A 12816-nucleotide genomic window follows, 5' to 3' on the forward strand; every position below is an offset into this window, starting at 1 on the left:
TGCTACAGATCACACTCCGATGCGCTCTCATTGAGAGGGGCGGGCAGTTATCGTCAGGCTGACGTGACGCTGGTTGTCTTGCTCGCACGAAATGCGCGATTTCAGAGGTGGGTGATGGAAAGGTCGCTGATGATGCAGACCGAACCGTCTTGCGGGTCAGTGGTGTCGGAGTAATCGATCTGGTTGTACACACCGCCGTGGAAGGCGAGAGTTTTCGTGTCCCAGGTGTTGTCGAGGCGCATGATTGCAGAGGTGGATTTGACGCCATTACAGCTCGCCGAGACGGATACAGCGCCGCTCGAATTGGCGTGAATGTTGATTTTGAAAAGTGCACCGAGTGGCACGTCTTCCAGAATCGTCGTGTTCACCGGGTCTTCCTGGAGATAGCTCGACCGAAATCCCATCGTGATTCGGCCTTTGTTCCAAAACACTTTTACAGGTGGCCTTTCCGAACCCTGAACATGAATCTGGCTGATCACAACCTTCTGCAGTGAGTTGACCTTCGTGACTCGCATTTCTTGTCGGTTCCAGTGGTCAGCAGCGCTGGCGAACAACCAATAGCCCGGCTCTTTCCACTCGCAGCGCGTCCGCAGGGTGCTCTTGCTCGAAGCACCGAGCGTCGGCGCCGTCATTTGCAGCGAGCCATCTGGAAGCATCGAAACAACTTCCGGGCATTCAAGCAGTGCCCGCCAGCCGATCAATTCAAGCGCGATCGGGTTGGTGTCGGAGATTGGAAGCGGTGTAGCGATTGTGTAGTTGCTGATGTCTACGGTCATGGTCATTTCCCTATTTCATTTGATGTCACCCTTTGCTCAGTTGAGCCTTACTTTTGGTGCTGCTGGGCCTGTGATGCGTTGGCTTGGATTTGAATATAGGTATTCCCGTAATTTGTGTCAATGGGTATTCCCATAATTCGGCCGCTCCCACATTCTTATGGTGAGAGGGAGTCTGCATTTGGTGAGATTGGATGCGCTGAAATTCTTCTTGGGAGTGCAGCCACGCGCAGTACGACGAACGCCTCAAGCTCGTCCAGGCATTGAGGAGTGGCGTCCAGCAGAGCGTTGTTCTGCCAAGGCTGCAACCGTTGGAGCCAACTCAGCCCTTCAACGCGAATACATCGCCCACCAGAACACATGTCCCAGAATCGAAATCTGCTGCTCCTGGATTTGCTGGAACGTGTAGTCCTCGTCCGGATGTTCGTCTCGGTTGAAGCTTCGCAGGCGAATTCCGGTGGGCGTGCGGTACACCTGTTTGACCCTTAGCTGGCCGTGGTGGTTGATCGCGTACATCTCGCCGTCGACGATATCGCTCAATGTGTTCTTGCCAACGTTCACGCCAACCGTGGCGCCGTCGCGCAGCACCGGCAGCATGCTGTTGCCGCTCACCGCGACGCACTTCGCGTTGCTGAACTGAACGTTGTTGTGGCGAAGGTCTTTCTTGAAGAAGCGCAGCCTGGCGCTGGTGCTTTCGGCAATCGCGAATCGGCCGGAGCCCGCTGCTAACTCCACTTCCTGGAGAAATGGCACGTAAACCTCGTCGTCATCGAGCGGGGTTTCGTCATCCCATGTCTCAATGTCTGACATTGCCACGTTTGGTTGAGTGCGCTCAGCGGTTACTGCAACACCTTTGAGCATGTCGCCACTGCCTTCAGCGAGCCACATAGGGGAGACACCACAGACCGAAGCAATCTGAGCAGCAAAGGCTGTCGCCTTCGATTTGCCGCGCTCAAGGTCGGAAATTGATGTCTGCGTGAGGCCGGCGCGCTCGGCAAGCTCGGTCTGGTTTAGACCGGCATGGCGACGGGCGATTTTGAGTCTTTCTTTAAATTCCATCCGCGAAGTATTACGGGCGCTCCCATACTCTTGCAAATCGGTATTCCTATAATCATGTGGTATGGGTGTTCCCGTATGGGCGGTCCCCCCCAAAGCGCTCAATGTCTGGAAGCAATGCGCGCCGTGCAACGACCACAAGTCCGGTAGCGTTGTGATCACCACAGCCTGGGTGGGCTCACTAAATTCAGAGCCGCATCATTGGCAGTGGGCTCAGTGGGTTCGTTAGCAGTCGTTTGAGCGAAAGCTGAACTAAGCGAATGTGAAATCCTGCATCAGGAAAGGCCGAGAATATCTCACGTCGCTTCTGTCGTGAGAGTCCAAAAGTAACCGCACCACGGGAGACGTCGACCCAATCGGCTTTGCGAAATACCTCTGCTAGGTTCTGTGGATCGCGATGGGACCGAGTTATTTTATGGTGGTTGCGAATGATCATTCGACCTGACCAGTCATTTGCATTCGTTCTGACCACCGATTGCATCGGATTCGAGCAGCACGCTTTGCAACCATGTACGGCAGAGAACGGCCAGAAGCGGTCAGCGGGATGCGCCTGGAAAACGAGTTGATTCAATGGGCATCAGAAATGACGGTGCGTGCGGACACGATGGCTGATATCTTTCCTGCGCACCAAATCGCGTCCAGTCGACGCTGATCCCATCAAGGAAGATAGAAACAATGAAAGTGTTATTCATCGCTTCGCTAGGAATTGCATCGCTAATTCAAGCATCACTATCCTTCGCGGATAATATTAATGGAAAAAATCTCTATTTACAGCGATGCAGCATGTGCCACGGAGTAGATCTTAAAGCAACAGGACCATTGGCTAATAAAAGCAATCCTCCTACGCCTGATCTAACAACATCCGCTTTCAAAAAGCGATTAAATGATTATCCGGGCGTAATTGTATCATCGATAATACTTCGTCCAAATGGAGACTTGATTCCAAGAACGTTGCGAGAGAATGGTGTAAAGCTATCGCCGTACGCTTGGAGGATTAAAGATCTACGCGATTTAAATGAATACATGGGTGGTGTGATTTCAAAGAATCGATGATTTTAGAGATGAGAGGCAGGCACAGAAATTTAAATGCCATTTTAGGTTTTAGGGCTTGTGGGGCAATGCCGGTGAGTCAGTCGGCCTCGCGCGGGCACATCGATAATGAACAATCCCCGATTAATACAAGCTCGGGTGGCTCTTCGCATCAAGCAGCAGTCGGCTGCGGTCGTGACAGGCAAGTAACGGCCAATTGCAGCCCTTCGCGACTGGCAGCAAACGGCCAATATTGAACTGCCTGAGTCGCACGCCAAATCGGATAATTGAATTAAAAAGATCGTCGCAGCAGTTAACGCAGTTGCCGAGGTGTTGCGTTCAGCATTTTTTTCATCAGTCGCCGCAGGGATGTGGGATCTCTGTATCCAACTTGTTCGGCAATGGTGTCGATTGAGTATTTACTGTTTGCCAGCAGTTCCCGGGCTTTATTGGCCTGGACACGCTGGATCAGCCGCAACGGGCTATATCCGGTGGCCTTGTGGATGTGTCGAGACAAGGTCCGCTCTGACAGACCAAAGTCGGATGCGAGTGTGCTGACGCTGATAATCGCCGGTAGCGAGGCTTCAATATGAGCCGTCAATTGTGCGATCAATTCGTTCCCCTGAGCCATCATTGCCGGAACCATAAAAGGCGATTGCAGTTGCCGACCATCGATCAGTAGCGCCCGAGCAACGCCATCTGCCAAAGCTGGGGAAAAATGGCTTCGCAGAAGATGCAACATCAGATCGCTATGACCTAGCGCTGCACCCGCAGTAATCAACGGCGGATCGAGGATTACCATGCGCTCGGCATCTACCTGGCACTCCGGCGCCCACTGCTGGAGTAAGGGTGCCATCCACCAAGAAGTGGTTACACAGCGCCCAGCGAGCAGGTTTGCAGCCTGTAGCACGAATACCGCAGAACATGATGCGGCTACGTTACCCCCGGCCTGCACATGCGCGCGTAATGCCGGAACCAGCAGAGCAATATCCGCCTGTTGTAATCGGTGCTCGATCATGGGGGCGTCAGCCACTCCGATGCCGGGGATGATCCAGCAAGAGCGGTCATCAGGGTTGATAGCCAAGGGCTGAACCGCAATCTGCATACCGTGGCCGAGCGTCACGCAATCCGTGTTTACCCCACAGACTTGCCAGCGAGGTACAGCGGAGCCCAGTCGCTGGGCGAGTACGGCCGCCGTTGAAAGGATATCCAGAGTCAGTGCGACACTGGAGGCAAAGGCGCCAGGAACTACCAGAATCGTGAAGTCATTCATTGGCTGATTATGCACGAAAGATGTCAAGTCGGTCGCTGGTTGCAGTGGTCGAGGGCTGACTTAATAACGCTTCCATTTCATCGAGCGTTAACCCGTATGCCAAATATCCTGATCAAGGTGCCTCAAGGTTCTTTTACTTGCGAACAACGGGCACTGCTGTGCGAAGAGATTACGAAAGTGGCCATCGCGGTCGAGCAAATCGGCGACGATCCACGTCAACGGGGCCTGTGCTGGACTCTCATTGACGAAGTGGCTTCTGGCTCCTGGACATGCGGCGCAGTGGATATCAGCGCTCAAGCCATCCCCTGCATTGTGCAGGTTAAGGTCCCCGGCGGTGTGCTGAATGAGGCCATGCGAAGCGACTATGTGCAGCGTTTGCATCAAGCAGTAACCCGGTCGCAAGCAGCGGACGACCTGCGGATCATCATGACTTCGATCATCCTTGATGAAGTCAGAGATGGCTTCTGGGCAGCCAACGGAGCGATTTGGCATTTGGCCGATTTCATTCAGGCGGCTGGGTACCGACATCTGCAAGGGCAGGCGGAGCAGTAAGGTATTACAGCTCGCAGGACATTTGTCGCACCACTGCGAGTGGTTGCTATAGGGCGTTTTCAGTCGGTCGCGGCCGGCTGAAAACGGCCATTTCCGGTCAACCGTGACAGATACAAACTCGCCAGCAGGCCTTGCTGCGGCTCCAGATTTTTGCCTGGAGTGGGGGACGAGCATATCGGATTAACATTCCAACATTCTCAATGTCACATCTATCACATTTCATGTCGCAGATAATTGAGAACCTGCGACAGACTCACGTGATATCACAAAGCCTTTGCTGTCAAGCCCGAGTGAGTCGTCGCATAACTTAGAAGTTATGCGACAGTTTTTTAACGCCGCTACACCAGTATCAAAGCGCAAGGTCAATCGTAAAAAGTGAACTCACTCATCTTGAACGCTGCGCCCACGGCCACCCCTAAATTCATAAGTTCGTTAGTCATCATCAGCCATATGACCATGCGAGGGGTGTATTGCCGCTTACCTCACGTAAATTCCCGAGACGGCTCCCCATTAATATGTATGGCTTGAGTGAGGCAGTAGCCGCGATTTCTGACTGCGCGAAAGAGATGCCGTCCTCCTGCGTTTTTCTTGAATTTTATTTGCAGTCTACTCAAACTCATCTCCAGGCCGCGATAGAGCTCAGGATCTCTCCCAATACTACTAATTAGCTCTGCTCTACTGATTACGCGTTCCTCCTTGAGGAGCATGTTTTTTACAATGATGCCCTCAATATTTGTTAAGTGTATTTGAATGGCGTCGTCGAATAAGATTCGATTATTTATATCGAGCTTCCAGCATTGAGGGTGTTGAAGTGATGTCTCTGCAAGTTTTGTCATGGTTTCTGATTATAAAATTCATGAATGCAACAAAAAACAAATCGCAAAAACATTACTTATTTTTGTCTTCCGCAATGTAGTTCTAGGGGCGTATTTTTAAGTGTGAGTTCTATTAAGGTGAGTGCACAGTAGGTCGTGGGTTTTCAGTAATATATTTGTAGGTTGGACATTAAGCGCTTACTAATGGAATTAGTTTTTTAAAACTCTTAATTATCCAGATTCAACGTTGAAGCAGGTAATCGTAGGATGTATCGATCAGCCGTGGCTTGATCGACCGCTCACTCATTGTCTCTTCTCCATTCGTGGGAAATGCGTGGATTTCTCCATAGGTGTTTCGCACCCGTGAGAGCCCTGGGCTTGCTGCGCAGGCTTGAGGAGGAGTTTATAGACGGGGCGCGCGCCAGCCTTTCATTTGGCGACAGCGCTTTTTCATTTCATGACAAACCATAACCTTTGGTTGATCTGACAATGCACATAGCGTTGTTTGAGTCAGTTTTTGCGTGGTGGTCATGCCCCTCTCCAGACGTACCAATATGTCATCAGTGGTGTGCAAATTCGCGGATGGGGTCTGAGAGTACGAAATCCTGAGGGGTCAGCTTTGGGCCATTCTCTGCCGGTCATGTCCGCGAAATGCGCTGGTCAGATCCGTTGCAAATGACAGGTCAGGCCGAATGTAAATGGGTGGGCAAGTCTGTGCAATTACTCAGAGAACGCGCCAAGGGCTTTGGGGGCATTCGGCGAAATGATTTGTTACCTGGGTACCATTTTTCACCCATTTGGGGCGCACTGGGCCATTTCGTAGCGCACGGTGAGTACCACGCTGATCTATAGATCAGCGTCTCTTGAGTCGAAAATCCTTTCCAATTAAGCGCTTGAAGCAGTGCTACGCAGCCTGGCACGGTTTCTGCTTTTTTGAATCTATGGATAATTGGATACAAAACTGCAAAGGGTGACTTTATGCAATTCGCTCCCGCTTACATTGAGCGTCAGCCCCTGACTGCCGAGGAGGAGGCTTACAACTTTCTGCTGGAAGCGATCTGTGGCGGTCGTTACCGCAAAGGCGACCGGTTGATCGCCGAGGACATCGCCACTGAGATCGGCATGAGCCGCATGCCAGTGCGCGAAGCCTTCCGACGCCTCGATGCTCAAGGCCTGGTGACCTTGCGGCCTAACCGCGGGGCGATAGTCAGCGGCCTGAACATCGACGAACTGCACGAAGTCTTCGAGATGCGCAGTGCCCTCGAGGGCCTGGCCATCCGCGTCGCCGTGGCCAAGATCGGTGAGCGTCAGCTGGCGGCTCTGGAACGCATGCTGGACGAGATGGATGACTACCGCGACGAAAGCGCTGAATGGGTCAGCCGTCATCGGGCTTTCCATGAATACCTGTGCAGCCTCAGCGGCCGTCCGCGTTTGATGAAGCAAATCTCGGCCCTGTACTCGTTGATCGAGGCGCCCATGCGCCTGTGGCTGCAACACGGTGAAAAGCCCTTGAGTGCCCGCCAGGAACACGCGGTGATTCTTGATGCCATTCGCTCAGGCGATGCCGACCAGGCCGAGTCGGTGGTGCGTCAGCACATCGAGGGCACAGTGCCGGCGCTGATTCAGTTCCTGCAATCGGAAAAATAGAATCGGGCTCGAGCCCGACCGTGTGTTGACTTTGAGTACTGCCCCGTTACTAAACAACTGGAGTGTCTGGTCATGCATAAACGCCGTGTGTTGCTTGCTGCTGTATCCCTGGGACTCTGCGCACAGTGGGCGTTCGCCACGCCCCAAGTGCCGGAACGACTGCAAAAGGCCGAAAAACTCACGTATTGCTCGGGCATGGACTCGCCACCCTTGGTGTCTTTCGATGAGGCGCAAAAACCCAGGGGCCTGACTGTCGATCTGGGGCTGGAAATCGCCAAACGGCTGGGAGACAAACCGGTGCAATGGCGGGTCATTCCATTCTCCGGGTTGCTGCCGGCATTGCTCGCCCAGCAGTGCGACATGATCGTTGATCAGCTGTTCGACAAGCCCGAACGCCGGGAAGTGATCGACATCGTCAACTACATGTATTCCAGCCAGTCAGTGGTCGTTCCCAAAGGCAATCCCAAGGGCATCAAAACCCTGGATGGACTGTCTGGGCACAAGGTGGCAGTGCTCAATGGCTCCACGATCAAAACCTTGTTGGACGCCGAGAATGAAAAGCTCACCAAGGCTGGCAAGACACCGATGAAACTGGTGGTTTACAACAGTGACACTGACGCCTTCCAGGCGCTGCGTATCAGTCAGGTGGACGCTTACGGCACCACCGTAGAAACAGCAGGTTACTACGCCGCAATGGCGCCTGATTTATTCGAGGAGGGGGTGCCAGCCTTCAGCCGGATTCTCACGGGTTTAGGGACCCGCAAGGATGATTCCCAGCTCACCACCGCAGTACAGCAGATCATCAGTGACATGCGCAGTGACGGCAGTTATGTGCAGTTGTTGAGCAAATGGCATGTTTCCAGCGACACACTCGACTGAGGCGAGCGCTCGATGAATTTCAATTGGGATGTGTTCTGGCAATACCTTTTTCAGCCCAGCGGGGTGTACCTCACTGGGCTCTGGTTGACCTGCCTGATCAGTGTGCTGGCAATGGTGTTGGGCTGCGTGCTTGGGCTGGCAGCGGCGCTGATGCGTCTGTCGCGCAACCCGTTGCTCAACCTGCCGGTACGGTTCTATGTGTGGCTGATGCGCGGCACTCCGCTGTTGGTGCAAATCGTTTTTCTCTATACCGCATTGGCGGCCGGCGGCATCTTCCGTTTCGAGGACGTGGAACTGTTTGGTTTGGTGGTGCCGGGCAATATTCAGGCAGCGATCATCGCCCTGGGCCTGAACGAAGGTGCCTACATGGCCGAGATCATTCGTGCCGGGATCGGCGCTGTCGACAAGGGACAGTATGAGGCTGGGCGTTCGCTGGGCATGACCTTCGCCAAACTGATGCGGCGTATCGTTTTGCCTCAGGCGTTCCGGGTCATCGTTCCGCCGTTGGGCAACGAATTCAACGTGATGCTCAAGAATACGACGCTGGTCAGCGTGATTGGCGTGCAGGAGTTGCTGCTGAGTACGCAAATGGTCACGTCGGCGACATTCCGGGTATTTGAACTGTACCTGGTGGTGGCGATTTATTTCCTGCTGCTGACCACCCTCTGGGGCTTCTTCCAGCGTTGGCTGGAAGCGCGTTTCGGACAGTCCGATCGACCCGCACCGCCAGCGGCCGGCAGTCGCATGTTTGGCCGCGGCACGCTCAAATTGCTGAGAGGGCGTTAAGCATGGCGCACAAAAGTGAAGAACTGATTATCGAGGCCCTGGACATTCATAAGTCTTTTGGCGACCTGGAGATTCTCAAGGGGATTTCCTTGCAGGTGCGGCGCGGTGAAGTGGTGGTGTTGATCGGTGCATCGGGTTCAGGCAAGACCACCTTCATTCGCTGCATTAATCTGCTGGAGGACATTCAAGGCGGGCGCATACGCGTCAACGGTCGCTCCATGGGGTATCGCGAGCGCGCCGACGGCAGCCTGGTGCGCGACTCCGAGCGCAACATCGCTCGCCAGCGTCGGGACATCGGCATGGTCTTTCAACGTTTCAATCTGTTCCCCCACATGACCGCGCTGGAAAACATCATTGAGGCACCGATCCAGGTGCTCGGCGTGCCACGCGCCGAAGCGTTGGAACAGGCCCGGGCCTTGCTCGCCCGGGTCGGTCTGGCGGACAAGGCCATGCATTACCCGTCGATGTTGTCCGGTGGACAGCAGCAGCGCGTGGCGATCGCCCGGGCGCTGGCGATGAAACCTCAAGCCATGCTGTTCGACGAGCCCACCAGCGCCCTGGATCCGGAAACCGTCGGCGAGGTCCTGCAGGTGATGAAGCAGTTGGCCGATGACGGCATGACCATGGTAGTGGTCACCCATGAAATGGGTTTTGCCCGGGAAGTCGCTGATCGCGTGGTGGTTCTCGATCAGGGCGAACTGATTGAGCAGGGTCCGCCGGAGCAGATCTTCAGTCGACCGACACACCCGCGAACTCGGGCCTTTCTCAGTCGCGTGCTGTGACCTTCTCAGTCAGGGTTTTTTACCCGGCAATGGAACCGGATACCTACGGCCATTGAATCTTTGTTTGGAAGAGCTTTTGCCATGTTGAAATTTTCTGCCCACGAATATCCCTATCCGTCGCAACGTCAGAGTGTGTTTGCCCGCCGTGGCATGGTCGCGGCTTCACAGCCACTGGCCGCCGAGGCCGGCATCGAAATCATGCGCAACGGCGGCAATGCCATTGATGCCGCGATCGCTACAGCGGCGGCGCTAACGGTAGTTGAACCCACCGGCTGCGGCTTGGGCGGCGACGCCTTTGCTCTGGTCTGGAGCAAAGGCCAATTGCACGGACTGAACGGCAACGGCCAAGCGCCGGCGGCACTGACGATCGATGCAGTCAAGGCGTGTGGTCACGAGCGGATGCCGCTTTATGGCTGGACGCCGGTCACGGTGCCCGGTTGTCCTTCGGCCTGGGCGGAGTTGTCCAGACGGTTCGGCAAGCTGCCCTTTGCCGAGTTGCTGCAGCCCGCGATCATTCTGGCCCGGGAGGGCTTCCCAGTGTCGCCGGTGGTCGCCCGACAATGGCAGACTGCTCTGGATGAATTCAGCCCCCATCGAGACCCGGTGCTAGACGCCTGGTTCGACACGTTCCTGATTGATGGCCGTGCGCCAAAGGCCGGTGAATTATTCCGCAACCCGGCGCAAGCCCGAACGCTGGAAGAACTGGCGGACAGCACTTGCGAAAGCCTCTATCGCGGCGCTCTGGCTCAGCGGCTGGATGCCCATTCCCGCGCCACCGGCGGCTACCTGCGAGCCAGCGACCTGCAGGACTATCGCGCCCAATGGGTGGACCCGATCAGCATCAATTACCGCGGCTACGATGTGTGGGAAATCCCTCCAAGCGGGCAAGGATTGGTGGCCCTGATGACCCTGAAAATCCTTCAGGGTTTCGACTTCGATCACCGAGACAGCCAGCAGACCTGGCATCGTCAATTGGAAGCCATGAAGCTGGCCTACAGCGATGGCCTGCATTACATCACCGATCCGCTGCACATGCGTGTGGCGGTGGCTGATCTTCTCAGCGACACCTATAGCAGCCAACGCCGTGAACAGATCGTTGATCAGGCTCAGCAACCTGATCCCGGCGATCCTCACGCCAGCGGTACGGTGTACCTGGCCACGGCAGATGCGCAGGGCAATATGGTGTCCTTCATCCAGAGTAACTACCACGGCTTCGGTTCTGGCGTGGTGCTGCCAGACAGCGGCATCGCCTTGCAGAACCGTGGGCAGGAATTCAGTCTCGACCCTGACCACGCCAACTGCCTGGCACCGGGCAAAAAGACCTTCCACACCATCATTCCTGGCTTCATCAGTAAAGGTGACGCGCCGGTGGGACCGTTCGGCGTCATGGGTGGCTACATGCAGCCCCAAGGCCATGTGCAGATGGTCATGAACCTGGTGGATTTTGGTCTCAATCCTCAAGCTGCGCTGGACGCACCGCGATGGCAATGGCTGGGAGGCATGAGAGTCGGCATCGAGCAGGGGGCGTCGAGGGACTTGGCCGCTTCGCTGGCCCGGCGCGGACATAAGGTTCAGGTCGATTGCGACCTGATCAACTATGGCCGAGGGCAGATCATCATCCGCGACCCGGACACCGGTGTGTTGTGCGGCGGCACCGAGCCGCGGGCCGATTCCCATATTGCTGTGTGGTAACGGGTAGCTGAAAACAAACGAAGACGACTCGGTCTCTTCTGCGTGAAAAATACGCTGTGCATCCGTGCGCGGAACTGATGCACAGCGTGGCCTCGCGTGTTCTCTAGCCTTCTTCGACTGGACGTGGTTGGGGCGCGGTAGGTTCAGTGGAGATTGCTGGGGCTTAGAGGGGCTGCTCGCTCGCATCCCCAGAAACGCCAAAGCCCTGAAAACACTTCAAAACCACTGATTGCTAAAGCAATCAGGATCCGAAAATAGCTCACTCGGTCGAAGGGACGGATGCTTTGCTGCCCAAGCGGATCAGCTCATTGGAAAAACACAGGCCGACGATGATCAGTACTGCCCCTGCGTACAGGCTTTCGCGCGGTACTTCATTGAGCACCACAAACGTCAGCAGCGCGGCGAACAACGGCTCGGTCAGCATTGCATTGATGACGATCCCTGTCGCTGATTTGTCGTTCGATAGAATGCCGCCCCACATCGATGGGACGTTTACTCCCATGCATCGCCGTGAAGGAGTGCTGAAGCGGATGGTTGAGGTGATTGCGGGTGGCGAGAAAAACGACTTTGGCCTTGGCAATCATCGGAATATGCTCGGCGAGCCTTGAAGGTAGTCAGATACGGCAACAGCGTTAAGCCACTTACTCCTTCCGGGCAGATTCCGGAGCAGGGATAATGCGCCTTTCCCACCAATCGGGTGAATCAATCGCCCAGCACAAGCAGCCGCCCGGACTCGGCTGCCACCACTACAGGAAGGAGCTTTTACATGTCATACCGGCTTGCCATTTTCGACTTTGACGGCACGCTCGCTGATTCCTTTCCGTTCTTTGTTTCAGTGTTCAACCAGGTTGCTGACAGACACGCATTCAGTCGAATTCACCCGCAAGAGTTGGACGGTTTGCGCAAGCAGGGGGCTCGGGAGATCATGGCTCATATCGGAATGCCTCGCTGGAAGTTGCCTCTGGTGGCGCGAACCTTCATGAGCTTGATGAAGAAACATCGAAGCTCGATCCCACTGTTCAATAACATTGCAAATACCCTCGCCCATCTTGACGAGAGAGGACTGATTCTGGCGGTGGTATCTTCTAACTCCCAAGAAAATATCAAGCAAATTTTGGGCTCCAGCTGTCAACATATCCGGGCCTTCGAGTGCGGCGCCTCCATTTTCGGCAAGGCGTCTCGCTTGCGCCGTGTCATGCGCAAATTCGACGTGGCGCAAGAGGAAGTTATCTACATCGGCGACCAACCTACGGATGGTGAAGCAGCTGCGACTGCCGGTATCGCCTTTGGTGCGGTCGCCTGGGGGTATGGAGCATATGATGCATTCCACAGTCTTCAGTCCCATGAGTGGTTCGCCGATGTGAGCGAATTACGGCGACTGGCAGGAAGTGATACGCACCTTGAGTCATCCGCAAGTTTATAGGCTTGACCATTGAGTGGCGATTTCAGCCGATTTCAACAACCAGCCTCTGGCCGAAAGCTGTCAGTGGTGAGGGGAAACTTTCGACCCAAGGCAGCCGTTGAGACCTATG

Annotated in this window: 11 protein-coding genes and 1 pseudogene; 8 read left to right on the top strand and 4 right to left on the bottom strand. The window is 55.0% G+C overall.

Annotated features, from left to right (window positions below; all coding sequences use genetic code 11):
* Positions 1 to 101: 101 nt before the first annotated feature.
* A complete protein-coding gene (locus LOY28_RS10975) occupies positions 102 to 776 on the bottom strand; it encodes a polysaccharide lyase family 7 protein (RefSeq protein ID WP_026286569.1) in 675 nt (224 codons plus the stop codon).
* A gap of 327 nt (positions 777 to 1103) precedes the next feature.
* Positions 1104 to 1832, bottom strand: coding sequence for a helix-turn-helix transcriptional regulator (locus tag LOY28_RS10980; protein WP_018927969.1), 729 nt, complete (start codon positions 1830 to 1832; stop codon positions 1104 to 1106).
* 672 nt (positions 1833 to 2504) lie between these two features.
* On the opposite strand from LOY28_RS10980, the gene LOY28_RS10985 reads away from it, so the two are divergent.
* The gene (locus LOY28_RS10985; RefSeq protein WP_258613764.1) at positions 2505 to 2882 is read left to right on the top strand and encodes a cytochrome c; all 378 of its coding nucleotides are present in this window, start codon (positions 2505 to 2507) and stop codon (positions 2880 to 2882) included.
* Positions 2883 to 3171: 289 nt separating this feature from the next.
* On the opposite strand, the gene LOY28_RS10990 is transcribed toward LOY28_RS10985, so the two are convergent.
* A complete protein-coding gene (locus LOY28_RS10990) occupies positions 3172 to 4131 on the bottom strand; it encodes a GlxA family transcriptional regulator (RefSeq protein WP_064617065.1) in 960 nt (319 codons plus the stop codon).
* A 96-nt stretch (positions 4132 to 4227) separates the two neighbouring features.
* On the opposite strand from LOY28_RS10990, the gene LOY28_RS10995 reads away from it, so the two are divergent.
* The 6 genes from LOY28_RS10995 (at position 4228) to LOY28_RS11020 (ending at position 11284) form a co-directional block, all read left to right on the top strand.
* A complete protein-coding gene (locus LOY28_RS10995; RefSeq protein WP_138867248.1) occupies positions 4228 to 4683 on the top strand; it encodes a tautomerase family protein in 456 nt (151 codons plus the stop codon).
* A 1793-nt stretch (positions 4684 to 6476) separates the two neighbouring features.
* Positions 6477 to 7145 (top strand): GntR family transcriptional regulator, encoded by a 669-nt coding sequence (locus LOY28_RS11000; protein ID WP_018930317.1) that lies wholly within the window; start codon positions 6477 to 6479, stop codon positions 7143 to 7145.
* 72 nt (positions 7146 to 7217) lie between these two features.
* Positions 7218 to 8024 (top strand): ABC transporter substrate-binding protein, encoded by an 807-nt coding sequence (locus tag LOY28_RS11005; protein ID WP_007941906.1) that lies wholly within the window; start codon positions 7218 to 7220, stop codon positions 8022 to 8024.
* Between the two features lie 12 nt (positions 8025 to 8036).
* Positions 8037 to 8810 (top strand): amino acid ABC transporter permease, encoded by a 774-nt coding sequence (locus LOY28_RS11010; protein ID WP_258613767.1) that lies wholly within the window; start codon positions 8037 to 8039, stop codon positions 8808 to 8810.
* Positions 8811 to 8812: 2 nt separating this feature from the next.
* Entirely contained in the window at positions 8813 to 9592 is a 780-nt protein-coding gene (locus LOY28_RS11015; protein ID WP_018930320.1) for an amino acid ABC transporter ATP-binding protein, read from the top strand.
* Between the two features lie 81 nt (positions 9593 to 9673).
* A complete protein-coding gene (locus LOY28_RS11020; protein ID WP_258613769.1) occupies positions 9674 to 11284 on the top strand; it encodes a gamma-glutamyltransferase family protein in 1611 nt (536 codons plus the stop codon).
* Positions 11285 to 11543: 259 nt separating this feature from the next.
* Here the strand turns inward: LOY28_RS11020 and LOY28_RS11025 are convergent.
* Positions 11544 to 11705 (bottom strand): annotated as a pseudogene (locus tag LOY28_RS11025) (EamA/RhaT family transporter); the annotation flags it as partial.
* Positions 11706 to 12050: 345 nt separating this feature from the next.
* On the opposite strand from LOY28_RS11025, the gene LOY28_RS11030 reads away from it, so the two are divergent.
* A complete protein-coding gene (locus LOY28_RS11030) occupies positions 12051 to 12707 on the top strand; it encodes an HAD hydrolase-like protein (RefSeq protein WP_018930324.1) in 657 nt (218 codons plus the stop codon).
* Positions 12708 to 12816 lie beyond the last annotated feature (109 nt).

Origin of the sequence: Pseudomonas sp. B21-017 (assembly GCF_024749245.1) — a bacterium.
GTDB lineage: Bacteria > Pseudomonadota > Gammaproteobacteria > Pseudomonadales > Pseudomonadaceae > Aquipseudomonas.

Bases quoted from the DNA above. Each gene is read 5' to 3' on its own strand.
- LOY28_RS10975 (WP_026286569.1), bottom strand. From the start codon at position 776: ATGACCGTAGACATCAGCAACTACACAATCGCTACACCGCTTCCAATC.
- LOY28_RS10980 (WP_018927969.1), bottom strand. From the start codon at position 1,832: ATGGAATTTAAAGAAAGACTCAAAATCGCCCGTCGCCATGCCGGTCTA.
- LOY28_RS10985 (WP_258613764.1), top strand. From the start codon at position 2,505: ATGAAAGTGTTATTCATCGCTTCGCTAGGAATTGCATCGCTAATTCAA.
- LOY28_RS10990 (WP_064617065.1), bottom strand. From the start codon at position 4,131: ATGAATGACTTCACGATTCTGGTAGTTCCTGGCGCCTTTGCCTCCAGT.
- LOY28_RS10995 (WP_138867248.1), top strand. From the start codon at position 4,228: ATGCCAAATATCCTGATCAAGGTGCCTCAAGGTTCTTTTACTTGCGAA.
- LOY28_RS11000 (WP_018930317.1), top strand. From the start codon at position 6,477: ATGCAATTCGCTCCCGCTTACATTGAGCGTCAGCCCCTGACTGCCGAG.
- LOY28_RS11005 (WP_007941906.1), top strand. From the start codon at position 7,218: ATGCATAAACGCCGTGTGTTGCTTGCTGCTGTATCCCTGGGACTCTGC.
- LOY28_RS11010 (WP_258613767.1), top strand. From the start codon at position 8,037: ATGAATTTCAATTGGGATGTGTTCTGGCAATACCTTTTTCAGCCCAGC.
- LOY28_RS11015 (WP_018930320.1), top strand. From the start codon at position 8,813: ATGGCGCACAAAAGTGAAGAACTGATTATCGAGGCCCTGGACATTCAT.
- LOY28_RS11020 (WP_258613769.1), top strand. From the start codon at position 9,674: ATGTTGAAATTTTCTGCCCACGAATATCCCTATCCGTCGCAACGTCAG.
- LOY28_RS11030 (WP_018930324.1), top strand. From the start codon at position 12,051: ATGTCATACCGGCTTGCCATTTTCGACTTTGACGGCACGCTCGCTGAT.